The 26,486-nt window shown below is 71.3% G+C and carries 20 protein-coding genes; 10 read left to right on the plus strand and 10 right to left on the minus strand.

Annotated features, from left to right (window positions below):
* Nucleotides 1-108 precede the first annotated feature (108 nt).
* The 3 genes from FM051_RS11615 to FM051_RS11625 are packed head-to-tail and all read left to right on the plus strand — an operon-like array spanning nt 109 to nt 3,874.
* On the plus strand, nt 109-552 hold the full coding sequence (locus FM051_RS11615) for a GNAT family N-acetyltransferase (protein WP_158842934.1): 444 nt from the start codon (nt 109-111) through the stop codon (nt 550-552).
* Between the two features lie 56 nt (nt 553-608).
* Nucleotides 609-1,811 carry an acetyl-CoA C-acetyltransferase gene (locus tag FM051_RS11620; protein WP_158842935.1) on the plus strand — a complete coding sequence of 401 codons (1,203 nt, stop codon included), beginning with the start codon at nt 609-611 and terminating at the stop codon, nt 1,809-1,811.
* Nucleotides 1,811-3,874, plus strand: coding sequence for a 3-hydroxyacyl-CoA dehydrogenase NAD-binding domain-containing protein (locus tag FM051_RS11625; protein ID WP_158842936.1), 2,064 nt, complete (start codon nt 1,811-1,813; stop codon nt 3,872-3,874). The genes FM051_RS11620 and FM051_RS11625 overlap by 1 nt, the downstream gene beginning before the upstream one ends.
* A 60-nt stretch (nt 3,875-3,934) precedes the next feature.
* Here the strand turns inward: FM051_RS11625 and FM051_RS11630 are convergent, their stop codons facing one another.
* From FM051_RS11630 to FM051_RS11640, 3 genes are all read right to left on the minus strand, one after another.
* Nucleotides 3,935-7,429: a phosphodiester glycosidase family protein gene (locus tag FM051_RS11630; RefSeq protein ID WP_238412329.1), complete on the minus strand. Its 3,495-nt coding sequence runs from the start codon at nt 7,427-7,429 to the stop codon at nt 3,935-3,937.
* Between the two features lie 114 nt (nt 7,430-7,543).
* The gene (locus FM051_RS11635; protein WP_158842937.1) at nt 7,544-8,536 is read right to left on the minus strand and encodes an AraC family transcriptional regulator; all 993 of its coding nucleotides are present in this window, start codon (nt 8,534-8,536) and stop codon (nt 7,544-7,546) included.
* Nucleotides 8,537-8,789: 253 nt separating this feature from the next.
* Entirely contained in the window at nt 8,790-9,347 is a 558-nt protein-coding gene (locus FM051_RS11640) for a DM13 domain-containing protein (protein WP_158842938.1), read from the minus strand.
* A gap of 119 nt (nt 9,348-9,466) precedes the next feature.
* On the opposite strand from FM051_RS11640, the gene FM051_RS11645 reads away from it, so the two are divergent.
* The 7 genes from FM051_RS11645 (at nt 9,467) to FM051_RS11675 (ending at nt 14,903) form a co-directional block, all read left to right on the plus strand.
* Entirely contained in the window at nt 9,467-9,862 is a 396-nt protein-coding gene (locus FM051_RS11645) for a hypothetical protein (RefSeq protein WP_158842939.1), read from the plus strand.
* Entirely contained in the window at nt 9,859-10,959 is a 1,101-nt protein-coding gene (locus FM051_RS11650; RefSeq protein WP_158842940.1) for a winged helix DNA-binding domain-containing protein, read from the plus strand. Before FM051_RS11645 ends, FM051_RS11650 begins: the two co-directional genes overlap by 4 nt.
* A gap of 72 nt (nt 10,960-11,031) precedes the next feature.
* On the plus strand, nt 11,032-11,412 hold the full coding sequence (locus tag FM051_RS11655) for a hypothetical protein (protein ID WP_158842941.1): 381 nt from the start codon (nt 11,032-11,034) through the stop codon (nt 11,410-11,412).
* 83 nt (nt 11,413-11,495) lie between these two features.
* Nucleotides 11,496-12,629 carry a GNAT family N-acetyltransferase gene (locus FM051_RS11660; protein ID WP_158842942.1) on the plus strand — a complete coding sequence of 378 codons (1,134 nt, stop codon included), beginning with the start codon at nt 11,496-11,498 and terminating at the stop codon, nt 12,627-12,629.
* Nucleotides 12,630-12,667: 38 nt separating this feature from the next.
* A complete protein-coding gene (locus tag FM051_RS11665; protein WP_158842943.1) occupies nt 12,668-13,699 on the plus strand; it encodes a LacI family DNA-binding transcriptional regulator in 1,032 nt (343 codons plus the stop codon).
* A gap of 23 nt (nt 13,700-13,722) precedes the next feature.
* The gene (locus FM051_RS11670; RefSeq protein ID WP_158842944.1) at nt 13,723-14,403 is read left to right on the plus strand and encodes a hypothetical protein; all 681 of its coding nucleotides are present in this window, start codon (nt 13,723-13,725) and stop codon (nt 14,401-14,403) included.
* A gap of 68 nt (nt 14,404-14,471) precedes the next feature.
* A complete protein-coding gene (locus tag FM051_RS11675) occupies nt 14,472-14,903 on the plus strand; it encodes a PPOX class F420-dependent oxidoreductase (protein WP_158842945.1) in 432 nt (143 codons plus the stop codon).
* 47 nt (nt 14,904-14,950) lie between these two features.
* Here FM051_RS11675 and FM051_RS11680 read toward each other — a convergent pair whose 3' ends face one another.
* The 7 genes from FM051_RS11680 to FM051_RS11710 form a co-directional block, all read right to left on the minus strand.
* Nucleotides 14,951-16,369 (minus strand): GH1 family beta-glucosidase, encoded by a 1,419-nt coding sequence (locus FM051_RS11680; protein WP_158842946.1) that lies wholly within the window; start codon nt 16,367-16,369, stop codon nt 14,951-14,953.
* A 7-nt stretch (nt 16,370-16,376) separates the two neighbouring features.
* On the minus strand, nt 16,377-17,192 hold the full coding sequence (locus FM051_RS11685) for a carbohydrate ABC transporter permease (RefSeq protein ID WP_158843454.1): 816 nt from the start codon (nt 17,190-17,192) through the stop codon (nt 16,377-16,379).
* A 38-nt stretch (nt 17,193-17,230) separates the two neighbouring features.
* Nucleotides 17,231-18,145 carry a carbohydrate ABC transporter permease gene (locus FM051_RS11690; RefSeq protein ID WP_238412379.1) on the minus strand — a complete coding sequence of 305 codons (915 nt, stop codon included), beginning with the start codon at nt 18,143-18,145 and terminating at the stop codon, nt 17,231-17,233.
* Between the two features lie 65 nt (nt 18,146-18,210).
* Nucleotides 18,211-19,494, minus strand: a complete 1,284-nt coding sequence (locus tag FM051_RS11695) for an extracellular solute-binding protein (protein ID WP_238412331.1) — start codon at nt 19,492-19,494, stop codon at nt 18,211-18,213.
* A 451-nt stretch (nt 19,495-19,945) separates the two neighbouring features.
* Nucleotides 19,946-22,474 carry an ABC transporter permease gene (locus tag FM051_RS11700; protein WP_158842948.1) on the minus strand — a complete coding sequence of 843 codons (2,529 nt, stop codon included), beginning with the start codon at nt 22,472-22,474 and terminating at the stop codon, nt 19,946-19,948.
* Between the two features lie 4 nt (nt 22,475-22,478).
* Nucleotides 22,479-23,231 carry an ABC transporter ATP-binding protein gene (locus FM051_RS11705; RefSeq protein ID WP_158842949.1) on the minus strand — a complete coding sequence of 251 codons (753 nt, stop codon included), beginning with the start codon at nt 23,229-23,231 and terminating at the stop codon, nt 22,479-22,481.
* Nucleotides 23,232-23,501: 270 nt separating this feature from the next.
* Nucleotides 23,502-26,480 (minus strand): helix-turn-helix transcriptional regulator, encoded by a 2,979-nt coding sequence (locus tag FM051_RS11710; RefSeq protein ID WP_158842950.1) that lies wholly within the window; start codon nt 26,478-26,480, stop codon nt 23,502-23,504.
* Nucleotides 26,481-26,486: the final 6 nt, after the last annotated feature.

Genomic DNA, 26,486 nt, shown 5'->3' on the forward strand with positions numbered 1-26,486 from the left:
CATACCCCTGACGTTCCCACCTGGTGAGCCGGTTCGCCATGACCGTGTACGCCAGGGTGACGGCTGCTGATGAGCGCAATTGTCAGGGGGATACGCGAAACTGATCGCATGCAACTCCGGCGGTTGGGTCCCGCGGACTGGGTGACGTGGCGCGACATCCGGCTCACCGCGCTGAGCAGCGATCCCGAGGCGTTCGGGTCCGCGCTGGCGGTCGAGCGCGAGTTCGACGAGGCGTTGTGGCGTGAGCTGCTGCGGCCGGACCGGGGCGTGAAGGTGGTGGCGGAGGCGCCCGAACCGGTGGCGCTCGTGGCCGGAGTACCTCATGAGGAGCACCCGGGAGTGTTGTACCTGTACTCGATGTGGGTGAAACCGGAGTTCCGGCGGCAGGGCATCGGTGAGGCGCTGGTGCGTGACGTACTGGCGTGGGCGCGTGAGCACGGGTGGGAGCGGGTGCAGCTGCGCGTGTTCCAGAGCAACGAGACCGCGCGGCGGCTCTACGCGCGGCTGGGGTTCGTCGGTGATGGCGAGATCATGGATCACCTGCTGAGCTAATAAGTCACCTTCGACGGTCATGGGCAACTGCGGAGTCGCTGCCTACCGTTGAGTACATGAGCGAAGCCTTGATCTTCGACGCGGTGCGCACACCGCGTGGCAGGGGAAAGCGCGGTTCGCTGCACAGCGTCAAGCCGATCACCCTGGCCTCCGGGGTGCTCGCGGCGCTGGCGCGGCGCAACGACCTGGACACCTCGGCGGTGGACGACGTGGTGTTCGGCGTCGTGTCACCGGTCGGCGAGCAGGGCGCGGACATCGCCCGCACGGCGGTGCTCGCGGCCGGCTGGGACCTGCGGCCCGCGGGCGTGCAGCTCAACCGGTTCTGCGCGTCGGGCCTGGAGTCGGTGAACCTGGCCGCGGCCAAGGTGGCGTCCGGGTTCGAGGACCTGGTGGTGGCGGGCGGCGTCGAGTCGATGTCGCGGGTGCCGATGGGCTCGGACGGCGGCGCGTGGATGGCCGACCCGGAGACCAACATGGCGGTCAACTTCGTGCCGCAGGGCGTGAGCGCGGACCTCATCGCCACGCTGGAGGGGTTCAGCCGCGAGGACGTGGACGCGTACGCGTTGCGCTCGCAGCAGCGGGCGACGCTGGCCCGTGACAAGGGGTACTTCGACCGGTCCCTGGTGGCCGTGGTCGACCAGAACGGCTCGGTCGTGCTCGACCACGACGAGGCGATCCGCCCGGAGACCACGCTGGAGGGCCTGGGCAAGCTCAAGCCCAGCTTCGCGTTCCACGGCGACCTGGGGTTCGACGCGGTGGCCATCGACCGGTACCCGGCGGTGGAGCGCATCGAGCACGTCCACACGCCGGGCAACTCGTCGCAGATCGTGGACGGCGCGGCGGCGATGCTGATCGGCAACGCCCGCATCGGCGCGGAACTGGGCCTCACGCCCCGCGCGCGGATCATCGCGACCGCCGTCGTCGGCTCCGAGCCCACGATCATGCTGACCGGTCCCGCGCCGGCCGCGCGCAAGGCGTTGGACAAGGCCCGGCTGACCGTCGAGGACATCGACCTGTTCGAGATCAACGAGGCGTTCTCGTCGGTGGTGCTGAAGTTCCGGCGCGAGCTGGACCTGCCCGACGACAAGGTCAACGTCAACGGCGGCGCGATCGCGATGGGCCACCCGCTGGGCGCGACCGGCTGCATGATCCTCGGCACCCTGCTCGACGAGCTGGAGCGCCGGGACCTGCGGCGGGGTCTGGCCACGCTGTGTGTGGGCGGCGGCATGGGCATCGCGACGATCATCGAGAGGGTCTGATGGCTATCCACTTCGAGCGGGATGACGAGGGGATCGTCACCCTCACGATGGACATGTCCGGCTCGGCGAACGTGATGAACGCCGAGTACCACGCGGCGATGGGCGAGGCGGTCTCCCGGCTGGAGGCCGAGCGTGAGGACATCACCGGTGTGGTGCTGACGTCGGCGAAGAAGACGTTCTTCGCGGGCGGCGACCTGAACGTGCTGATCCGGATCACGCCGGAGAACGCGGCCGAGGCGCTGGGGTACCTGGAGGAGATCAAGGGTCAGCTGCGGCGGTTGGAGCAGCTGGGCAAGCCGGTGGTCGCGGCGATCAACGGCAGTGCGCTGGGCGGCGGGTTCGAGATCGCGCTGGCCTGCCACCACCGGGTGGTGCTGGACGACGACAAGATCAAGCTGGGGCTGCCCGAGGCGACGTTGGGGCTGCTGCCCGGCGGTGGCGGGGTGACCCGGATGGTGCGGCTGCTGGGCGTGCAGCCCGCGTTGCCGCTGTTGATGGAGGGCAAGCAGCTGCGGCCGGCGCGTGCTCTCCAGGCGGGGCTCGTGCACGAGCTGGCGTCGTCGCGCGAGGAGCTGATCGCCAAGGCGCGGGCGTGGATCAAGGCCAACCCGGCGCCGCAGCAGCCGTGGGACAAGCCGGGGTACGCGGTGCCGGACGTGCGGATCGGCGACCCGAACCTGTACGGGCTGCTCGCCGCCGCGCCCGCCGTGCTGCGGAAGAAGACGCACGGCGCGTACCCGGCGCCGGAGAAGATCCTGGCGGCGGCCGTCGAGGGCGCGTTGGTGGACTTCGACACGGCGTTGCGGGTCGAGGCGCGGTACTTCGTGGAGCTGGCCACCGGGCAGATCGCCAAGAACATGATCAACACGTTCTGGTTCCAGCTGAACGAGATCAGCGCGGGCGGGTCGCGGCCTGCCGGGGTGGCGGCGTCGAAGGTTTCGAAGGTCGGTGTGCTCGGCGCGGGCATGATGGGCTCGGGGATCGCCGAGGTGAGCGCGAAGGCCGGTATCGAGGTGGTGCTGAAGGACGTGACGCTGGAGGCCGCGCGGCGCGGCGCCGGTGACACGCCGGGCATCACGCCGACCGACTCGGACGCCGATCTGGCGGGGTGCGACCTGGTCATCGAGGCGGTGTTCGAGAACCGGGAGCTGAAGAACAAGGTGCTGCCGGCGGCGGAGTCCTTCGCTCTGCCGGACGCGGTGATCGCGTCGAACACGTCGACGTTGCCGATCACCGGGCTGGCGTCGGCGGTGGGCGACCCGACGCGGTTCATCGGGCTGCACTTCTTCTCGCCGGTGCCGAAGATGCGGCTGGTGGAGATCATCCGCGGGGAGAAGACGTCGGACGAGACGCTGGCTCGGGCGTTCGACTACGTGTTGCAGATCGGCAAGACGCCGATCGTGGTGAACGACAGCCGCGGGTTCTACACGTCGCGGACGTTCGGCACTTACGTGACCGAGGCCGTGTCGATGGTGGCGGAGGGCGTGTCGCCTGCGTTGATCGAGAACGTGGCGAGGCGTTCCGGCATGGCGGTGGGCCCGCTGGCGGTGTCCGACGAGGTCACCCTCACCCTCCAGCTGAAGATCCGGGACCAGACGCTGGCCGACGACCCTTCTGCCTCGGGCGCTCTGGCCGACCACCCGGCGTTCCGGGTGCTGGAGGAGTTGGTCGCGGAGGGGCGTACCGGCAAGTCCGGCGGGGCCGGGTTCTACGAGTACCCGGAGGGTGGGCGGAAGTTCCTGTGGCCGGGCTTGGCGCGTTATGCGCGGCCCGACGCCGGGGTGACCGAGCGGGACGTCGAGGACCGGTTGCTGTTCATCCAGTCGCTGGAGACGGTGCGGTGCCTGGACGAGGGCGTGCTGACGTCGGTCGGTGACGCCGACATCGGCAGCATCTTCGGCTTCGGCTTCGCCCCGTGGAGCGGCGGCACGCTCCAGTTCGTCAACTCGTACGGCCTGGCCGCCTTCGTCGAACGCGCCGACTACCTGGCCGACACCTACGGCGAACGCTTCCGCCCCCCAACCTCCCTCCGCGACCGCGCCACCCGCGGCGACCAGTTCTGACCACCCGCGTGAGTCCTGCGTTCAGAACGCGAACGCAGGACTCGCGCGGTCCGGAGCGGGTCAGGCCGTGGCTCGACCCCATTGAGGTAGGGCGGTGGTCAGGTCGGCGCGTCGGGTTGCGCCGTTCACGGTTACGGCCAGCGTGATCCGGCCGGGGCGCAGGGCTTTCAGCGCGCCGGTGGTCGGGTCCAGCCAAGCCGCGTGCCAGGGGCGCAAGCCGTGGGCCGGGCCGATGTGCAGGTTCAGGGAGCCGGACCAGTCCGCGGTCACCGGGTAGGCCACTGGGATCTGCCGGGCGCCTTGGGTGAGGGTGGCGGTGACGGTCGCCGGGGTGCCCATGCGGACGACCGTGGGTGCGTCGAGGGTCAGGGTGTCCACGTGGGGGCGGATTTCGGCGGCTAGCCAGTTGTCTCCGCGTCGGGGGTCTACGCCCAGCATCGTCCAGCCGGTGAAGCCGCCGCGGCCGGCCTCGCCGGCTGGCGCCTTGCCCGAGTTGCCGTTGACCAGGTACGGCACGCCGTCCACCCGCGAGGCGTGGAACAGGCCGACGTGCGCGCCGATGAACGCCGCGCCCTTGCCGGTCGTGCGCCGGAAATCGGCCAGCCAGTCCTCGACCACGTCGGCCTCCAGCCGGTCGGACAGCTGGCTGCCCCTGGTCGGGGTCGGGTCGCGCGGCGGGTGGTGCTCCATCACCACGACCGAGTTCACCGCACCGTGGTCGCGCAACGCGTCACGCAGCATCACGGCCTGGTCGAACCCACCGCCGCGCACGGTGCCGGTAGACGAGTCCAGCAGCACGAACCGGGTGCCCCTGTGGTCGAAGACCCGGTTCGTGGCGCCGAACTCGCGCCGGAAGTTGTCGATCGTGCCCGGCCCCATGATCTCGTGGTTGCCCGGCACGTAGTACCAGGGCAGCTCGTCCCCCAACTCCTCGGTCAGCACCCGCCGCGCCAACGCCAGGTCCGCGGGCGACGCCTCGTCCACGAAATCGCCGTTGATCACGACGAAGTCGGGCCGTTGCGCCTTGATCTCCCGCAACGTCCGCCGGGCCGACCGCACCAGGTCGCTGTCCGGGTTGCGCGCCACGAACTGCGCGTCGGACATCACCGCGAACCGCCACGGCCGGTCGGCCACCGTGCCGTCCTGCACCACGAACCGGTCGGCGGGCTCCTCCACCACCGGCAGCTCCACCGCGGGCGGCACCTTGGCCACGATGTCGTCCACGATCACCTCGCCGGTGTACTGCCGGTCCGCCTTGGTCTCGATCGTGTAGAACCTGTTCACCCGCAAGGGGAACGCGAGCCCGGACGGCACCGGCACCTCCAGGTACCGCCACCCCGTCCAGGTGATGTACGGCCCGTAGAGCGACCGGCTGAGCCCCGAGGCGTCGGTGACGGTGAACGCCGTCCACTCGCCGCGGCCGTGCCCGTACACCCACGCGCCCAGCGCCAACGGCTGGCCCTGCACCTCGATCGGCCGCGGCGGGATCGCGTAGGCCGTCCTGGTGCCGGTGGACTTCGAGAAGTCGTACGACATCCGCAGCCCGGCCCCGGTGCGGCCCTCCGCCACCGGCGTCACCGAACCCGAGCCGCGCGCCGAGCCGAACGTCCACGCCGCGCCGTCGTCGAACCCGGCGATCAGCCGTTCCTCCAGCCCGACGGTCACCGGCACGCGCACCACGTGCGCCCCGACCCGTGCCACGACCGTCGTCGCACCGGGCTTCAACGCGGTGATCCGGAGCGAGCCGTCCGCCCCGCCGGCGATGTCGACCACCGTGCGGTCGTACTCCAACGCCAGGTCAGCGGGCTCGACCGGCGCGGTGAACCCGTCGCCGTCCCGGCCGACGACACCGAACCCGCTCGTGCCGCCCACCTCGGGCAGGCTCAGCCGGCTCGTGGTCGCGGACAGCCCGGCCAACGCGCCCAGCACGGTCAGCTCCACCGAGCCGGTCACGCCACCGCGCTGTGCCACGGCTTTCGTCGTGCCGGGCCGATGAGCGCGGAACACGCCGTCCCGGTCCACCCACCCCACGTCCGCACGCGCCGTCCGCCACAGGTGCACGTCGTCGCGCGCCGGCCCGTAGGTCTCGTCGTGCCCGTCGGCCACCAGCCGCCGGGTCAGGCCGGGGAACACCCGCTCCGGGTGACCACCGGGCACGGTGTCCGCACCCGGCGCGCGACGCGGGTCGATCGCCGTGCGCACCCAGAACCCGGTCAGGTCGCCGCTGCCGGCCGGCGCGTACAGCGCGAGCCCGTTGGGCACGGGACGCTCGCCGCCGTCGGACGGGGTGTTCTCCACGACCACCGACTCGGCGCCGGGCGTGCGGGCCAGCAGGGTGGACGAACCGCCGCCGTCGAGGTTGAGGGCGTTGTGCGCGCCCATCTCCTTCAGGATCGCGGCCACGTCCTTGAGGTTCAGCCCGAGCAGGTACGCCCCTTGGCGGCCGTCCACGGTCAGCAGGAACATCTTCTTGCCGTCGGCGGAGAACCCGACCGCCGTGCGCGGGTGCAGCGGGTCGTCGGGCGCGACGACCACACCGTCCTTGAGCAGCAACTGGTTCCCGCCGATCGCGGCACGCAGCGCGCTGCCGTCACCGGCCTTCGTGGTGTGCTCGACGCCGATCCGCTGCCCGACGGCCAGCGTGGCGAGCGCGTCGGCCCCCGCCTCGCGACCGACGAGCACCTGGCCGTCGGCGGGGATCGGGTCGTCGCCCGCCCGGTCGCGCAGTTCGGCGACCACGCCGGCGCGCACGACGACCTCGGTCACGCGGGAAGCCCCCTGCACCGCCCGCGCCCGGCTGTACGAGCCCCAGATCGGGTCGAACAGCCCGACACCGCCCGCTTCGACGGCGGCGCTGTTGAGCTGGTCCAACCGGATCGAGGTGCCGTCCTCGCGGGTGATCCGCCCGTCGAAGAACACCTCCATCACCCGGCCCACGCCCGCCGCGTCGAGGCCGACCGCGCGGCGGTGCCCGGCGGCGGGCGACTTGACCGTGCGGCCGTCCTGGACGCCGACGCCGCGCGGCGCGTTGGAGTTGTTGATGTCGAAGAAGTCGCCGTTGACCGCGGCGACCGCGCGGGTCCGGTCCGCCTGCGCGGACAGCGGTTCGGCGGCGGTCACCCGGCCGGGGTGCAGGTAGTCGACCTTCGTGCCGGCGGTCAGGTCGACGCTGAGCGCGTCACCGCGGATCCACCCGCCCGCGCCGCCCGGTTCGTACCAGTCGAACGAGCTCAGCGACACGCCCGGCGCGACCGGACGGGTGGTGCGCGTGGTCTCGATGCGGCGGGCCGGGTCGACGGCGGGCGCGACCGCGACGCCCGGCAGGTCGACGACGGGCGGCGGCTCGGTGGCCGCCGGCTCGGTGGGCACCGGCTCGGTGGGCACCGGCTCGGTGGGCACCGACGACGCGAGCCCGGCGAAGGCCGAGGTGTGCGGCGCGGAGGTGTGGGCGGTGGGTGTTGCGTGTGCCGCAGGGGTCAGGGCCGGCCCGAGGGCCAGGACCAGCGCCACGGCCAATGCCGGGGCCAGGGCGGAGGAGCGAGGGCGGAGGGACACGGGGACTCCCGCAGGGTGGGTGAGAAATTACGCGATAACAGTCCACCGTGTTGGAGATTCGCCGGACACGGCCGTTCGGCCGCAGTTCCCGGCCCGGTCGACAGCCGACGCCGATCAGTTAGCAGGTCCACCCCGGTAGGTACCAGGACTGCTGCCCGTCCACCGCTTGAACGCCCGGTGAAAAGCACTCGCCTCGGAGAACCCCAGCCGCAGCGCCAACTCCTCCACCGACTCACCACCGCGCACCAGGCTCGCCACCGCCTGGTCCCGCAGCAACTGTTCCCGCACCTCGCGGAACGACGTGCCTTCGGCGGCGAGCTTCCGCCGCAACGTCGGCGCGCTCACCCCGAGCCGCGCGGCCACGTTCTCCAGACCCACCACACCGCTGCCGAGCATCCGCCGGACCTGGCTGGACGCGTCCGCCCCGTAATCACGCCGGGACAGCAGCTCGGCGGGCGAGTTCCGCAGGAACCGCCGTAACGCGGCCTCGTCCTGCACCACCGGCATCCGCAGGAACCGCGCGTCGAACGTCAACCTCGTCGCGGGCGCGTCGAACCGCAGCGGCGCGCCGAAGATCAGGTGGTACTCCGCGCCGTGCGCCGGCTCCGGGTACGCCAGGTCGACCCCGCGCAGCGGGATCCGCCGCCCGATCAGCCACGACGAGAACCGGTGCCACAGCACCAGCAGCGACTCCACCAGGAACCGGTCCGGGTCGTCCACACCCTCCGTCGACAGGGTGAACGTCGCGACGCCCTCCCGCTCGGTCAACGTCATCACCGGCCGCACGTCGAACAGCGCGTAGAATGCGAGCCCGCGCCGCAGGGCGTCCTCCAGCGACGCGCAGTGCACGGCGAGCAGGCACATCGTCGGGAACGTGCCGCGCTTGCTCGGCTGCGGCCCCAGGCCCATGAACTCGTCGTCCAGCACTTCCCACAGCGTCTGGACGAGCTTGGTGTACTGGGCGGGCGTGACGCGGGCGCGTTCGTCCGCGAGCAGGGCCTCGCTGATACCTGCCGACGCGAGGAGTTCGGCGACGTCGTGACCTCGGCGCGCGGCACCGCGCAGTGCGGCGGTGACGTAGTGGATGGCGATGGTCCTGGTGAGCATCACTCACAGTGTGCATCACAACGTGGATCAAAGCCGTGAGCGGCGGCGCGGTGTGGGAGAGAGAGAAGTACCGCGCCGCCGCCAACGGTGGCCCACCCCAGTGAGCCGGCTCCTCGTCGATGGGGCATCCGCCCGCCCACCAACGAGGGACGTTGGTTATGCACATGACTATATGTGGTCTAGACCAGATACGTCAATACCTCAAAAAGGCCCCATATGGCCTAGACCATTGTCGATATGTTTCGGCTGTGTGTCAGCCCTGTTCCAGGGGCGCTACTCCGAAACCCTCGGAAAACCTTTCGCACCAGATCACGACGCTGCGGACCGTCTTCAGGTCGATCCCGGCGGGCACCTCGTAGACCTGGTTGCCCTGATTCGCCTTGAGTTTGCCGAGGTTCGTGAAACCGGAGTCGAACGCGGCCTCGGGCGAGTCCGACGGCTTGTCCGACAGGTACACGTAGAGGTCCGGCCCGTCGCTCGTGTCGAGCGCCTCGAACTGGACGGCGAGCTTGCCGTCGGGCAACCGGACCAGTGTGGCGTTGCCGGTCGTGGTGTAGTCGAGCGAGCGGAACGGCCCGGTGGCCAGCGCGACCGGGCCGGTGGGCGCGGCCGATGTCGTGGTGGTCGCGACCGCGCTGGACTCCTTCGTCCGAGTCGCGGCGGCCGACGTCGTCGTCGGCGCCGGCACCAGCAACGCCTCGTCGGCCGTCCGGTCGGTGACCAACCGCCACGGCTGGAACAGGTACAGCCCCACCACCAGGGCGACCACCAGCACGCCTGCCACCCCGATCACCACTACCCGTTTGGACATCTCACGCCTTCCGAAGTCGTCTTCTCCCGACAACTCTGACGAATCGGACGCCGGGTGGCGGCCGAAATCGGGTTACGAAGTTCTGACGCCTTCGCGGCCGGCGTTGTTAGGGTCGCCGCGTGGGTGAACAGGCCGGGCTGGCGATCGTGTGCGCGCTGATGGTGGGCTGCGCCGCGTTCGGACCGTTCCCGCACCCGGTGCCGCTGCTGTTCGCGATCGCCGCGGTCGGCGCGGCCAACGCCGCGTTCCCGCTGATGCGCACGTTCGGGTCCGCCCTGCTCGGCGGGGTGGCCGCGGCGAGCATCGGGCTGGCCGCCGTCCCGTACGTGACCTGCTCCTCGGAGAAGTTCACCGAAGTGTTCACCTGCACGGGTGATGCACCCACCTGGCACATGACCGGGGCGGTGCTGGTGGCCGGGCTGTCCGGGGCCGGCCTGGTGCTGGCCCGGGTGCTGGGCACGGCGGTGTTGGAGCGCAGGCTGGCGGCGGTGGAGCGGCGAGGGGACCGCGAGTGAGCGTGACCTGGCGGCAGGTCGCGGCCTGGCGCACCCGCAAGCACAGCCTGGACGTGCGACGACCCGCCGGTGACGCCCTCGACGTGGTGTCGGAGCTGTGCGGGCTGCACGCGCAGCTGATGTCGTCGGCCGGGGCGACGTTGCGCGCGCGGGTCGACGGGCTCGCCGACGACGCCGTCGAACGGGCCTTGTGGACCGACCGCACGCTGGTCAAGACGTGGGCGATGCGCGGCACCCTGCACCTGCTGCCCGCCGCCGAGTACCCGCTGTGGCAGGCCGGGTTCGCCACCTACCGGCACTACCTCAAGCCGGTGTGGCTGCGGAACTTCCACATCACCGCCGAGGAGCTGACCACGCTCATGGACGCCGTGGGCGAGGTGCTGGAAGACCGTGTGCTGACCCGCGCGGAGCTGGCCGGCGAGGTCGCCGCGCGCACGTCCGCGCACATCGGCGAGAAGCTGCGGGAGAGCTGGGGCGCGTACCTCAAGCCGGCGGCGTTCCGGGGCGGGCTGGTGTTCGGGCCCGGTGAGGGGCAGTTCGTGCGGTTCACCAGGCCGGACACGTGGCTCGGGGTCGATCTCGGCGTGCCGGGGGGCGCGGTGGAGGAGATCGCGCTGCGGTTCCTGGCCCAGCAGGGGCCGGCGACCAGGGAGGACTTCGCGCGCTGGTGGGGTGTGAGCCCGGCCGACGGCGGGCGCGCGTTCAAGGCGTTGGGCGATCGGATCGAGCCCCTGGACGTCGAGGGCGAGACTTATTGGGCGCGGGCGGAGGACGTCGCCGATTTGCGCGCGGCCAAATCCGTGAAAACGGTTCGCCTTTTGCCGGCGTTCGACCAATACGTCATCGCGGCCACCCGACATGCACCGCAACTTCTCGACGGAGGGACGCCTGACCGGGTGTACAGGCCGCAGGGATGGCTTTCTCCGGTACTCGTGGTGAACGGATTGATGGCCGGGGTCTGGTCTCAGGAACGCAAGGGCGGCAAGCTGACCGTCACCGTCGAACCGTTCCGCTCGTTGTCCGTGACGACACGGAAAGCCGTGCTCCGAGAGGTGGACCGAATGGCCGACTCGGTCGAGGTGCACTGGGCCGATTGAGAACGGCCCGGAGGCGGTACTGTTCAGCCGCTCACCGTTGCGCGACAAGTGCGTTCTGTTAGGAGGCTTGCTGTGCGGGTGCTGTGGGCCACGTGCGGTCTGGCCATCGCGGCCTCGGCCCTGACGGGTGTCCTCATCGGGGTGTACCTCGACGGGGTGAAGGACGAGCAACAGGCCGATACGCCGGCCTCGACGTGGATCACCGATCGGCCGTCGACCAGCAGCTCCACCCCACCGCCGAGCAGCTCCACCACCGAGGCGGTGTCCGCGCCGGCGAGCACGACCACGACGACGAAGTCCACCACGTCGTCGACGAAGACGTCCGCCCCGCCGCCTCCGCCGCCGCCGACCACCGAGGTGCCGCCGACCGCCGCCACGACCACGTCCGTGCGGAGCACCGAGTGGCCGTGCAGCCCGCTCAACCTGTTCCCGCCGCCGTACTGCAACGACTGAGCGCCCCGGAACGACCGGGCCGTTCAACCGAGCCGAAACCCTCGCGTCCCCGCGTGGCAACGTCGGGCGAGCAGCCTGGGCGTATGGACACCACACCGAAGACCTGGAGACTGCGCGTCGAGCTGGACGACAGTCCCGGCGCCCTGGCCCGGGTGACCATCCGGCTCGCGGCGCAGGACTGCAACGTGCTCGCGCTGTCCGTGATCCCGGTGCCGGACGGCGTCATCGACGAGCTGGTGGTGCGCGCCGCGCCCGGCCTGCTGCCCGCGGACCTGGTGGACGCGGTGCGCGCCGAGGGCGGCCGGTGCGTGGGCATCACGGCCGCCGACATGCGCGACCTGGTGGACGGGCCGACCGCCGCACTGCGCGCAGCCGGGCACGCCATGCGCGACCCAGGCGCCGTGTGCGACGCCCTGCGCGCCGTACTGGCCGCCGACTCGGTGGTGATCGAGCCGGACGCGTCGGTCGTGCCCAACGCGTCGGACCTGTCGGACGACGCGACCTCGCCCGCGACGCCGGAGGCGGCGCGATCCAATACCTCCCGGCTCGTGACGCGGGACGGGATGGTCGTTCTCGCGCGCCGCGGCTGGGCGCCGTTCACGCAGGTCGAGCTGGCCCGCGGGCAGGCGTTGATCGACCTGCTGTCCGACGAGGGCGTGGCGACGCCGCAGCCGACCGCGCTGCTGACCGACGACGGCATGGCGGTGGTCCTGCGGCCGGGACGCGCGGGCGACGAGGAGGCGGTGGCCGAGCTGCACTCCCGGTGCTCGATGGGCACCCTGTTCAACCGCTACCACTCGGGTATGCGGACCGTGCCGAGGCGTTGGCTGCACCGGCTGCTCAGCCCGCCGCGCGGGACCACCGTGGTCGCCCAGTGCGCGGACCGCGTGGTGGCGATGGGTCAGCTCATCCCGATGTCCACTCCGGACAGCGCCGAGGTGTCGTTGCTGGTCGAGGACGGCTGGCAGGGTCGTGGCGTGGGCACCGCGCTGCTCGGCGCGCTGGCCGGCGCGGCACGGGCGGGCGGACACCGCGAACTGGTCGGCTGGTGCCTGCCCGCCGAGACCGGTCTGGTGCGCACCGCGGCCCGCGCCGGACTGCCGACCTCGGTGCGCCGGGAGGACGGGTTGCTGCGGGTCTCGATCACTCCCGGTGGTCCGCGGATCGCTGTCCCCGGTCGGGTTGGGAGCGCTCCCCGACAGATTGCCTCCGGCTAAGCTGGGTCTCGTATGGCGATCGTCGAGGAGTGGTGCTCGTGTCCGTTCAGTCGCACCCAGGCGCACGGCCCACGCTGGAGGACGTAGCGGCGAAGGCCGGCGTTTCCCGTGCGACGGCGTCACGGGTGCTCAACGCGTCACCGAGGGTGAGCCCGGAGGCCCACGAAGCGGTGACGGCGGCGGTGCTGGAGCTGGGTTACCAGCCGAACCAGGCCGCGCGGGCGCTCGTGACGAAGCGGTCCGGCGCGGTTGCGGTGTTGTTCTCCGAGCCCGAGCCGAAGATCTTCGACGATCCGCACTTCGCCTGGCTGATCCGTTCGGCGGCCCGGTCGCTGGCCGACGCGGACGTGCAGATGGTGCTGATGCTGGTGCACTCCCCGCAGGACCAGGCGCGGGCCGAGCGGTTCCTGGCCGGCGGGCACGTGGACGGCGCGATGTTGTTCGCGCCGCACAAGGGCGATCAACTGCCGACGATCGCCCGCAAGCTGCCGCTGCCGGTGGTGTACGCGGGGCGGCCGTGGGGTTCGCTGCGCGGGCTGCACCTGGTGGACCACGACAACGAGGGCGGCGGGCTGCTCGGCACCGAGCACCTGATCTCGTTGGGGCGCAAGAGGATCGTGTCGATCACCGGGCCGTTGGACGAGCACTCGGCGATGGACCGGCTGTCCGGGTGGCGGACGGCGGTCGGCGCGGACGACGAGATGACGGCGTTGCTGACCGAGGACGGCGGCTTCTCCCGTGACGGCGGGAAGCGGGCGATGGAGAAGCTGCTCGCCAGGGTGCCGGACCTCGACGCGGCGTTCGTGGCGTCCGACCACATGGCGGCGGGCGTGCTGGACGCGTTGCGCGAGGCGGGCAAGCGGGTGCCGGAGGACGTCGCCGTGGTCGGGTTCGACAACCACCCGATGATCGCGCCGCACACGTCGCCGCCGTTGACCAGCGTGCAGCAGGACACGAGCGCGCAGGTGCGGCACATGGTGACCCACCTGCTCCGGCTCCTGCGCGGCGAGACGATCCGGGCGCGGCGAGAGGTGCTGCCGACGGTGTTGGTCCGCCGCGAGTCCGCGTAGCGGCGTCCCACGACCACGGCGTCGTGGCGAAACTCAAGGATCAACGGGCGCGCCGGATCACCGCCGACTGGGCGGCGCTGTTCCCGGAGTTCTCGGTGTGGCGGCCGTTGCGGCTGCTGCGCCGGATCGGGCCCGTGCTGCAGGGGATCTCCCTGGAACGGACCGTATCGGCCGAGCGGTACAGCCCTACCGCGCACGTGCACTCGCTGGCGCGGGAGTTCCCGGTGATCTCGCTGTCGTTGGCGCATCACCTGCACCCGACCGTCCAGGGCCGGGACGAGATCGACGTCGACCGGCACGAGCTGGAGTTCCGCGCGGCGGCGGTCCGTCTCGAAGAGCGGAGCACGCTGCCGCTGCGGCGGTGGCCCGATCTGGCGGAGATCGTGCACGCGTACCGGGCGGCCGCGGTCGGAGCCCGGCAGGGACGGCTGCCCGCGGGGGTCGTGGAACTCGAAGACTGCGTGCTCGTGCCGGCGGCGGCCGGTGAGCGGGCGCTCGCAGGCGAAAGCCTGCGGTTCGTGGTGGAGACAGCGCGGCGGTGGTCCAAGTACGAGGCTCCCACCGGGTGGTCGGACACGCGGGAGTGGCTGGACTGGCTGGAGGCCCGCGTCGACGATCCGACCGACCTGATGGCGGTGGTCGACGAGCAGGTGACCGGACATGGGCTGTCGGGGGTCGGCACGACCGGCCTACGCCGTGCGTGAACGTCGGCTCCGCCCAGAAGCGCTTCGGCAGCGGAATACGGTGCGTCCCCTCACAGGTTGTCGCCGACATGACCGACACTCTCTTCGACCCGTACGCGTTACTCGCGCGAAGCCGGATCGGCGTGCTCGCGACGATCAAGTCCGACGGCCGCCCGCAGCTCTCACCGGTCATGCCCGCCTTCGACCGGGACGCCGGCGTCATCCGCGTGTCGACGACCGAGGGGACCGCCAAGGTCGCGAACCTGCGCCGGGACCCGCGGGCCACGCTGGAGGTGACCAGCGCGAACGGCTGGGAGTGGGCCACCGTCGAAGGCGTGGCCACGCTCGTCGGGCCGGGAACCGACCCGAACGGCCCCGAGGTCCAGGCGCTGGTGGACTACTACCGCGTCGCCGCAGGCGAGCACCCCGACTGGGACGAGTACCGGTCGGTCATGGTGTCCGATCGGCGGGTGTTGATCACGATGACGGTCGACAAGGTGTACGGCTCCAAGGTCGGCTGACGGGTGCGCGGCGGTCGGGGGCGGACCGTGCCCCCGACCGCCACCGGTCACGTCACGTCGTAGCCGCGGGCGGGAACGGCGTTGGCGCCGATCACCTTCGCCAGCGTCCGACCGCTGCGCTTCACCGTCCGCACCTGCGTGTCGTAGTCCACGTGCACGATGCCGAACCGCTGGCTGTACCCCGCCGCCCACTCGAAGTTGTCCAGCAGCGACCACGCGAAGTACCCGCGCACGTCGACCCCCGCCGCGATGGCCTTGTGCACCGCGCGCAGGTGGTCGACCAGGTACCTGGTCCGCGCCTCGTCCACCACCTCCCCGTCCTCCACCACGTCGGGGAACGCCGAGCCGTTCTCGGTGATCACCAACGGCAGGCCGACATCGCGCTGGAGCCGTTCCAGCAGCTCGGTCAGCCCCCGTGCGTCGACCTCCCAGCCGAACCCGGTGACCTCACCGCGCGCCGGCAGGAACTCCACGCCCCGCAGGCCCGGGAACGGCCCGCCGGTCACCACCGACGGATCGGCGGCGACCGCGACACGGGTCGGGCTGTAGTAGTTCACGCCCATCCAGTCGATCGGCGTGGCGATCACGTCGAGGTCGCCGTCCCGCACCACCGACGTCCAGTCGCCCAGCCACGCGGTGTCCTCGATGACGTCCTGCGGGTAGCCGCGGCCGCCCAGCGGGTCGAGGAAGAGCCGGTTCTGCAGACCGTCGACCTTGCGGGCCGCGTCCAGCGACGCGTCGTCGTCCACCCAGATCGAGCAGAAGTTCAGCACGATGGAGAACCGGTGGTCGGCAGGCGCCTGCGCGCGCATCGCCTGCACCGCCAGGCCGTGCCCGAGCATGAGGTGGTGCGCGGCCTCCAGCGACGCCTTCGGGTCGACCACCCCCGGCGCGTGGATGCCGTTGGCGTACCCGAGGAACGCCGAGCACCACGGCTCGTTCAACGTGGTCCACAGCTGCACCCGGTCGGCCAGGTGCTCGTGCGCCAACGCCGCGTACTCGGCGAACCGGTACGCGGTATCGCGGTTGCGCCACCCGCCGTTGTCCTCCAGCGCCTGCGGGAGGTCCCAGTGGTACAGCGTGGCCACCGGCTGGATGCCGCGACCCAGCAGCTCGTCCACCAACCGGTCGTAGAACGCCAGTCCCCTGGGTTCCACGCGGCCCGCGCCGAGCGGCTGGATCCGCGGCCACGCCAGCGAGAACCGGTACGCGCCCAACCCCAGCTCCGCCATCAGGCCGACGTCGTCGGGGTAGCGGTGGTAGTGCTCGCACGCCGGGTCGCCGGTGTCGCCGCCGAGCACGGCCCCCGGTTTCGCCGCGAACGTGTCCCAAATGGACGGTCCGCGACCGTCCACAGTGGTCGCACCCTCGATCTGGAAGGACGCCGTCGCCGCTCCCCACAGGAAATCCGGCGGGAAGCGCAGCAGGTCCCGCCCGACCTCGGTGTCCGGGTCGGTTGTCGTCATAGCGAAGTCACCCCTTCACAGCGCCCTGCATGATCCCGCCGACGATCTGCCGTGCCAGCAGGATGAAGATCCCCACCACCGGCAGCACCGCGAGCGACGCGCCGGAGAGCATGAGCGAGTAGTCCGTGTAGTAACCGCTGGCCAACGTCGACAACGCCACCTGCACCGTGGGGCTGTCGTTGGGGTCCAGCACGATCAGCGGCCAGAAGAAGTCGTTCCACGCGGTCATGAACGTGAACATGCCCATCACCGCCGCCTGCGGTCGCACGGCCGGGAACGCCACGTGCCAGAACGTGCGCAGCACCGAGCAGCCGTCCACCCGTGCCGCCTCGATCAGCTCGTACGGCACGGACTCCTCGCACGCCTGCCGCATCCAGAACACCGAGAACGCGCCGATCAACGCGGGCACGATCACCGCCTGCAGCGTGCCGTACCAGTCGAGGTCGGACATCAGCATGTACAGCGGGATGACGCCCAGCTGCGTGGGCACCATCGACGTGCCGACCACGATCAGGAACAGCGAGTTGCCACCGCGGAACCGCAGCCGGGCGAACGCGAACCCGGCCAGCGTGCCCAGCACGACGTTGCTCAACGCCACCGTGCCCGCGACCACCAGCGAGTTCTGCATGGCGAGCCAGAAGTCGACGGTGTCGAACACCCTGGTCAGGTTGTCGATCAGGTTCCCGCCCGGCACCAGCGACGGCACCGCGTCGCCCAACGCCGAGTTGTCCTTGCTGGCGATCAGGAACGAGTAGTACAGCGGGAACACCGAGGCGAGCAGGATCACCACCAGCACCGCGTAGGCGAGCGGCCCGGCGTGCATCAGCCGTTTCGACGCTCGTTTCGACGTGAGCACGCGCCTCACCCCTTCGACGCGATGCGCCGCGCCACCGTGAAGTTCACGACCGCGACCACGAGGATCAACAGGAACAGCACCCACGCGATGGCCGACGAGTAGCCGGCGTCGAACAGCCGGAAACCCTTCTCGTACAGGTACATCACCAGGGTCTGGAACTGCCGGTCGTCACCGCCGGTGCCGGTGGCCGTGCCGCCCGGGTCGAACAGCTGCGGCTCCACGAACAGCTGCATACCGCCGATCGTCGACACGATGACGGTGAACAGGATCGTCGGCCGGATGCTGGGCACGGTGATCGACCAGAACACCCGCCAGCGCGAAGCGCCGTCCAGCATCGCCGACTCGCACATGTCCTTGGGCACCGACTGCATCGCGGCCAGGTAGATCAGCGCGTTGTAGCCGGTCCACCGCCACATGACCATCGAGCTGATCGCCAGGTGGGAGGCCCACGTCTCGGCGCGCCAGTCGACCGGGTCGATGCCGACCACGCCGAGCAGGGCGTTGACGACGCCGAAATCGCGGCCGAACAGCTGCGCGAACACCAGCGCCACCGCGGCCACCGAGATGACGTTGGGCAGCAGCACGCCCGCCCGCCAGAACGCCCGGCCGCGCAGGCCGCGGTCCAGCAGGGCGGCCAGGCCGAGCGCGGCGAACAGCTGCGGGACGGTGGACAGCAGGAACAGGCTGACCGTGTTGCCCAGGGCGTTCCAGAAGTTCTTGTCGGACAGCAGCTCGGTGTAGTTGTCCAGGCCGGTGAAGCCCTGGTCGCCGTCGATGAGCTGCCACTCGTGCAGCGACACCCAGGCGGTGAACAGCAGCGGGTAGAGCCCGAAGACGCCGAACACCACGAAGAACGGCGCGATGATCAGATACGGCGTGTACTTCGTGTCCAATCGACCGAGCTTGTCCCGCCACGACAGGCGCTCCGCCGACGGCGGGACGGGCTGCGTGCCCCGTCCCGCCGTCGTCCGCTCCGGTGCGACCGTCACTTGGCCGCGTCCCGCGCTTCCCGGAGGGCCTGGTCGAAAGCGTCCGATGTGGACTGCTTACCGCTCTCGACGCGCGACAGGGCGTTGTTGAAGACCGGGGTGACCTTGGAGTCCTTGGTGCCGCGGTAGGTGGGCTTCAGGTTCTCCGCCGAGTCGCCGAAGATCCGACCGACCGGCGCGGAGTTGAAGTACTCGTTGGTCGTCGCGGTGACCTCGGGGTCCTTGTACGCGGCGGGCTCGCTGGGCAGGTTGCCGGTCTCCTTGAAGATCCGCTTCTGCTGCTCGGGCGCGGTCAGCCACCGGGCCAGCTCGTAGGCCTCCTTGGGGTGCTTGCCCTGCTTGGGCACGGCCAGGAACGAACCGCCCCAGTTGCCGCCGCCACCGGGTGCGGCGGCCACGTCCCACTTGCCCGCGGCCTCGTCGCCGGCACCGGCCTTGATCAGCGCGAGCGCCCAGGCGGGGCAGGTGGTGGTGGCGAAGGACGCCTGCTTGAGGGCGACGTTCCAGTCCTGGCTGAACGGGGCCAGCGCGCTGGTCTGCTTCTTCTCGCCGAGGCTCGCGGCGAGCGTGAAGGCTTCCTTGACCTTGTCGTTCCTGTCCGCGATGAACGAGTCGTCGGACTTGGCGAAGTAGCCCTCCTCGGTCTGGTCGAGGATCGCCTTGTAGACGTTCTGGGCGGTGTCGGCGAACTTCACGTTCGGCGTCTTCCGGGTGAAGGTGTCGGCGACCTCGAGGTACTCGTCCCAGGTCGGCCACAGCTTGCCGACCTCCTCGCGGTCGGTGGGCAGGCCGGCGGCCTGGAACAGGTCGCGGCGGTAGCAGAGCGCGAGGCTGCCCATGTCGGTGCCGAGGCCGAGCACGAAGTCCCCGCCGTCGGTGGTGCCCTGGTTCCACTTCCAGGCGGCCCACTGGCTTTCGAGGTCCTTGGCGCCGTGGTCCGCGAGGTTGACGAACTTGTCCTTGGACTGGCGGAACTGCGCGATGTTGCCTTCCTCGATCGCCACGATGTCGGCGGCGCCCCGGCCGCCCGCGAGTTGGGTCGCGAGCTGCGTGTGGTGCTGCTCCATCTTGACCGTGCGCTGCTCGATCTCGATGTTCGGGTGGGACGCCTGGTACTCCTTGATCAGGTCGGTGTAGCCGAAGTCGGAGAAGACCCCGATCGACAGCTTCACCTTGCCGCCGTCACCCGCGTCACCTCCCCCACCACACGCGGCCACCAGGGTGGCCGCCATCGCCACCGCGGTGATCGCCGTCGTCCGGCCGACCAGAGTCCTGCTCATCCGTCCTCCTCGACGCACTCGCCGGGTTCGACCCGACGTCATGAGAGCGCTCTCACAGTTGTGACTGACAACGCCCGCTGTCAACCCGCCGTCGACCGGTCGACACCGTTCCGCAACATTCTGAAGCGCTTTTGCGCACAAGCCGTGACGTCCGGCGACAGTCCGTGAGTCCGGCGACGGGACGTGCGCGAGTGGCGCTGAGACAGGGTGGCCCGGCCCTCGCCCGGGCCACCCCGCCCCCTGTTAGAGGGCTTTCCGCACCGGATGTGACGCGCGGCCGTCAGAAATTCTGTGACCCACGTCGCACCCGATCGAACCTCCGGCCTTGAACCGACCCGGCGACGCGAAGAGGGCGCCGAGCCGGTCCAAAGACCGCTCGACGCCCTCGACGTGGATCAGGGGACCCGGTGGCCCGTTCCTCCCCCGAAGAAGAACGGGCCACCGGGTCCTTTCACGCCTCGGCCATCCCCGCGACGACCGAGGTCCGGGCGGCGCGCCGGGCGGGCAGCGCCGCGGCCAGGACGGCCGCCGCGACAGCGCCCGCCAGCATCACGCCGATCTGCCCGAACGGGACGACCAGGTCGACCGCCATGGTGTCCGTGGACAGCGCCTGCGTGATCACCCAGCCGAAGCCGACGCCCAGCAGCAACCCGAGCGCCGCGCCCATCATCGCCATCAGCACCGACTCGACCACCAGCATCAGCCGCAGCTGACCACGGGTCAGGCCGAGCGCACGGAGCAGCGCCGACTCGCGCGTCCGCTCCAGCACCGACAGCGTCAACGTGTTGGCGATGCCGAACAACGCGATCACCACGGCCAACCCGATCAGCGCCCAGATGAACGCCAGCACCTGGTTGAGCTGCTGGTTCAGCTGTTCCTTGGTCTCCGCCGCGCTGTCGAGCACGGCCAGCGGCGAGGGGTCGGTGACCTTCTCCACCGCCGCACGCCCGTTCGCGACACCGTCCTTCAGCTTCACCAGGATGCTGTCGTAGCCCTCGACGGCCTGCGGGAACCGCAACGACGTCTCCAGCGTCATGATGCCGTCGGACAGCCGCTGCCCCTCGACGACCGCGACGACCTTCAGCCGCTGCGGCGTCCCTTCCTGCGGTGCCACCTCCACCGTCGAGCCGACCGACACGTTCTGCCGCTTGGCGTACTCCGCGTTCACCGCGACCGTGCCGTCACCGAGGTCCGCGAGCGAGCCGCTGGTGACGGTCGGCCGGAACAGGTCGCCGATCGCGTCACGCGGGATGCCGGTGAAGTACGCGCGCTCCCCGTAGACCACCGTGGTCGGGGCGACCTTCGCCACCTCCGGCACGGCGGCCAGTTGCGCGGCCAGTTCCTTGGGCAGCGGCCGGTCGTAGACCACGGAGGACACCGTGTAGTCGGCGGGCATGCGCTGGTCGATCTCGGCGTTGGCGGTCTCCTTGGCGCTGTTGGCGACCACGGTCACCAGCGCCACGATGGTCACGCCGATCATCAACGCGGCGGTGGTCGCGGCGGTGCGCTTGGGGTTGCGGCCTGCGTTGGCGGAGGCGAGCTTGGCGGGCACGCCGAACAACGCCCGGGGCAGCGCGCCGAGCACCCGGTTGACCGGGCCGACCAGCAGCGGGCCGAGCACGAGCACCATCGCCAGCAGTGCCATCGTGCCGGCGCCGCTGACGACCATCGCCGTTTCCTCGTCGTCGATGCCCATGCCGAAGACGATCGCGCCGACGCCGATCACCCCGAACAGCACGGCGGTCAGCACGCGCAGCACACCCGTGCGGGCGACTTCCTCACCGCTGTCCGGCTGGCTGCGCAGCGCGGCCACCGGCGCGACCCGGGTCGCCTTGCGGGCGGGCAGCACGGCGGCGAGCACGGTGACCAGCGTGCCGACCGCGAACGCGGCGAGCACCGTCGTCCCGGACACCGGCAGGCGGACCACGCCCTCGCCGCCGTCGAACGAGAAGATCACCCGTTGCAGCAGCGCGGACACCCCGATACCGCCGAACAGGCCGATCACCGACGCGGTCAGGCCCATCACCAGCGCCTCGGCCAGCACGCCGCGGAACACCTGGCCGCGGCTCGCGCCGACGCACCGCATCAGGGCCAGCTCGCGGGTGCGCTGGGCGACCAGGATGGTGAACGTGTTGTAGATGACCATGGCCGCGACCACGAGCGCGATGAGCGCGAACGCCAGCAGCACCGTGGTGAACTCGCCGGCCTGGGAGCTGACCTGCGCCATCGTCTGCCGGGTCACCTCCTCACCGGTCTGCACCTGGAACCCGGCGCCGACGGCGTTGCGGATGTTGTCCACGAGCTGCTGTTGGGTGACGCCGGGCGCGGCGGTGGCGACGACCTCGTACGGCAGCTGGTCCGGTTGGAGCGCCTGGAACGCTTCGGGCGTCAGTCCGATGTGGTCGCCGCCGGACAGCGAGACCGAGTTCGTGCCCTGCTGGTAGGTGCCGACGAGGGTGAACGTGAGCCGCTTGTCGTCCTTGCCCAGCAACACGACCGGTTGGCCGATGGTCAGCTTGGCGGTGGTGGCGGTGCGCTTGTCGACGGCGATCTCGTCGGCCGCGGTCGGGTAGCGCCCGTCCACGACGTCGAACTCGCGCAGTTTCTCGTTGCTCGCCAAGGGAACAGCCATCGCGGGCTTCGCCTTGCCGTTGGACGCGAGCAGCGGCACCTGCTGGAAGTCGCGCGGGTCCGCGCCCGCCACGCCCGGCGTCTGCCGGATCTTCGCCAACATCTCCGGGGAGATCCCCGTGGGTCCGTCGGACGAGTCGGAGGACGAGGAGGAGGACGAGCGGTCCAGCGTGACGGAAGCGTCGACGTTGCGCGCGCCCTTGGCGAACTCGTCGCGCAGGCTCTCGCTCATGCCGTCGCCGAGCACCAGTGTGCCGGTCACGAAGGCGACGCCGAGGGCGATCGCCACCGAGGACAGCACGAGCCGCGCGGTGCGGGCCTTGAGGCCCGCGATGATCGTGCGCAGCATCAGGTCACGCCCCCAGGTGCTTGAGGGCGGACAGCACGGAGTCGGCGGTCGGGTTGTCGATCTCGCCGGCCAGGTGGCCGTCGGCCAACAGCACCACGCGGTCGGCGTAGGACGCGGCGACCGGGTCGTGCGTCACCATGATCACCGTCTGGCCGAGCTTGCGCACGGACATGCGCAGGAAGTCCAGCACCTCGGCGCCGGAGCGCGAGTCCAGGTTGCCGGTGGGCTCGTCGGCGAACACCACGTCGGGCCGGGCGACCAGGGCGCGGGCGCAGGCGACGCGCTGCTGCTGGCCGCCGGACAGCTCGGTCGGCTTGTGCTTGAGGCGGTCGCGCAGGCCGAGCACGTCCACGATGGTGTCGAACCACTCGCGGTCGGGCTTGCGGCCGGCCAGCTCCAGGCCGAGCAGGATGTTCGCCTCGGCGGTGAGCGTGGGCAGCAGGTTGAACGCCTGGAAGACGAACCCGACCCGGTCGCGGCGGAGCTTGGTCAGCTCCTTGTCGGCGAGCGAGGTGATCTCGGTGCCGCCGACGTGCACGTTGCCGCCGTCGACGTTGTCCAACCCGGCCAGGCAGTGCATCAGGGTGGACTTGCCGGACCCGGACGGGCCCATGATGGCGGTGAACCTCCCCGCCGTGAAGGCGACGCTGACCCCGTCCAGCGCCCGGACGGCGGTGTCGCCCTTGCCGTACACCTTCACCAGGTTCGCGGCGGCTACAGCGGTGCGGGTCCCGACGTCGGACACCAGTGCGGACATGCTCCCTCATTCCTTCGGGTCTTGCGGACGCCGAAAAGCTATGGGGAACGCGGGTAACCGGTCGTCACCTCGACGGCGGAACCAGGGGTCAACCGGCGGGATGACCTTCCCTAGTCCTGCGGTCTGACGCCCCCGCCCGCCCGTCGCGAACGTTGAATTCGGGGCACCTGAACGTGGGACTCTCGGTGCCCGAATGTTCGACTCTCGCGAGAGTCGAACACCCGGGTACCGAGAGTCGAACGTTCAGGTGGGGTGAGTTCTGCGTTCGGGTTACTCGGGGAGGTCGAGCAGTCCCCGGTCGAACGCGTTGGCCACGGCCTCGGCCCGCCGGCTCGCGCCGAGCTTGGACATGATCCGGCTCAGGTGCACGCTGACCGTCTTCTCCGAGATGTAGAGCTCCTCGCCGACCTGCCGGTTGGTGCGCCCCAGCGCGACCAGCTCCAGCACCGACCGCTCGCGCGGCGTGAACGGGTCGACCCGGTCACGCGGCCCGACATCGCGCAACGCCACCCGTGCCCGCCGGGCGACCAGGTCCAACGCCTCGCGCAACGGCGCCGCGCCCAGCTCGTCGGCCACCGCGCTGGCCGGCCGCAGCTCCTCCGCCGCCTCCTCGCGCCGGTCCGCGGCCAGCAGCGCCTCGGCCAGCCGCCACCGGCACACGGCCTGCTCGAACACCGACCCGAAGCCGAAACCGTCGACCGCGCGCCGCCACAGCTCCGGATCGCCCGGCCCGGTCAGCCGCGACTCCTCGGCCTCGACCCGCGCCAGCCACGCCCGCCCCTCCGGACCCAACGACCCGGTGCGCGGCATGCCCATCTCGGCCGTCGTGCGCGCGTACTCGGCCAGCTCGCGGCCGGACCGCACGGCTTCCTCCTCGACCGCCCGGTCCCGCCGCCGACGTGCCCGCGCCGCGATCTCCACGTGCCCCGCGACGCCGAGCCCGGCCAGCCGGATGCCGGCCAGCACCCACTCGCCCTCCTTGCGGGACCAGCTGATCGCGTCCGCGACCCGGTCCACCGCCAGCTCCGGCTGACCGCGCCACAACGCCAGCTCCGCGCCCGTGCCGCCGGTGATCAACGCGATCTGGAGGTCGCGGTGCCAGTCCGCGCGCAGTTCGCGGATCATCCGCTCGGCCTGCTCGAACTCGCCCCGGCTGACCGCCACGTGCGTGCCCGCCGCGGCCAGCCGCGCGGACACCGTGCTCGACACCCGCAGGCCGGGCGGTTCGGCCGCGGTCGCCGCGCCTTCCCACTCGCCCCGGTAGTACTTGGTCAGCGCCTGGAGGATGCGCAGCTCCAGGCCGAACGAACTCCACGTCAGCCCGGTCGCCTTGGCCCGCGCCACGCCCTCGTCGAACACCCGCCCGGCCTCGTCCAGCTCACCGAGGTCGTAGTGGTGGATGCCGAGGAAGTACCGGGCGCGCAGCTCGGTGCTGACCGCGTCCGCCTCCATCGCGCACGCCACCGACTCCCGCAGGTGCTCACGTGCCCGCGACACCTCGCCGGACGGCTCGTCCAGCAGACCCAACGTGGTCAACGCGTCCGCGACCGCCGAGTCCGCGCCCGCCGCCCGGCCGTCCGCCACCGCCATCTCGGCGCGCTCCCGGGCCTCCGGGTACTTGCGGTCGCCCCGCAGCGCCGCCGCCCAGACCGCCAGCACCCACGCGCGGGCGGGGCTCGCGGGCCGGTCCCGGACCAGCCGCCACGCCTCCTCCACCGCGTGGTACTTCTCGTCGTCGGTGCCGTCGAGCACCTGCAGCGCCTGCGCGAAGCGCCGCCACATCTCGGCCGCGCCCTCGGGGTCCGACTCGTCCACCACCGTGGTGCCGGTGCGGGCGAACGCGATGGCGCGCTCCGGTTGACCGGCCGTGCCCGCCGCCCACGACGCGCGGCGCAGCAGCGTCAGCTCGGTCAGGCCGGGCGGACGCTCGTCGGCGGGCACCGCGTGCCACAGCTTCTGCGCCTGCTCCAGGTGCCGCAACGACTCGGCCGGCGCGCCCGCCGCCTGCGCCTCCTGCGCCGCGTCGACCGACGCGCGCAGCGCGCGCACCAGGTCGTGCGATTCCAGGCTGTGGTGGGCCAGCGCGGCGGCGGCGCCCCGGTCGCCGGACGAGGCGAGCCGGTCGGCGTACGCGGCGTGCAGCCGCACGCGTTCGCCGGGCAGCAGGTCGTTGTAGACGGTCTCGCGCAGCAGCGCGTGCCGGAACATGTAGATCTCGTCGCGGTCGACCAGCAGCACGTGGTGCTGCACGGCCTCGCGCAGCGCGCCGTCCAGCACGAAATCGTCCATGCCGGCCACGTCGCGCAGCAGGTCGTGGCGCACCGACCGGCCGCCGACCGACGCGACCCGCACCACGCGCTGGGCGTCCGGGGAGAGGCGTTCGATGCGGGCCAGCAGCACCTCGGCGAGCGTCCACGGCACCTCGCGGTCACCGCAGGCGGCGACGGCGATCAGCTCCTCGGCGAAGAACGGGTTGCCGTCCGAGCGCTCGGCGACCTCCAGCACCACGTCGTCGGCCAGGTCGTCGGCCAGCGCGGCGACGAACGAGCGCGCGTCGATCGCGCTCAGCGGGGTCAGGTCGAGCCGCTGCACGGCGGGCAGCCGGACCAGCTCGTTGAGCAGCGGTCGCAGCGGGTGGCTGCGGTGCAGGTCGTCGGAGCGGTAGCTGCCGATCACCAGCAGCCGCTGCGCGCGCAGCCGGGACAGCAGGAACGACAGCAGGTAGCGGGTGGAGGCGTCGGCCCAGTGCAGGTCTTCCAGCACCAGCAGCACCGGCCGCCGGTCGGCCAGGTCGCCGAGCAGCCCGTGCACCGCGTCGAACAGCTGGAGCTGGCCGACGTCCTGCTCGGGACGGCGGCCGACCAGGTGCGACGGGAGGCCGGAGACGGCCGGGCTGCCGTCGTGGCCGGTGGGCAGCGCCAGTTCGGGCAGCAGCAGGCCGAGCGCGGGCCGGGCGTTCACGTCGAGCAGACCGGCCTCCCGCACCTGCCCCAGCGCCTCGGTGAAGGGCAGGTAGGGGATGCCGGTCTCGCCGACGTCCAGGCAGCGGCCGGTGAGCACGAGCGCGTCGCCGGCCACCGCGGACAGCTCGTCCACCAGCCGGGTCTTGCCGACGCCCGCGTCACCGGCGAGCAGGATCGCGCCCGCCTTGCCGCGGGCGGCTTCGTCCAGGGCGGCGCGCAGCCTGGTCATCTCCCGGCTACGCGCCACCAAGGGGATTCCGGAACCAAGGCGTGCCACACCAGGCATGCTGTC

The sequence above is a fragment of the Saccharothrix deserti genome (genome assembly GCF_009769385.1).
Classification (GTDB): domain Bacteria; phylum Actinomycetota; class Actinomycetes; order Mycobacteriales; family Pseudonocardiaceae; genus Actinosynnema; species Actinosynnema deserti.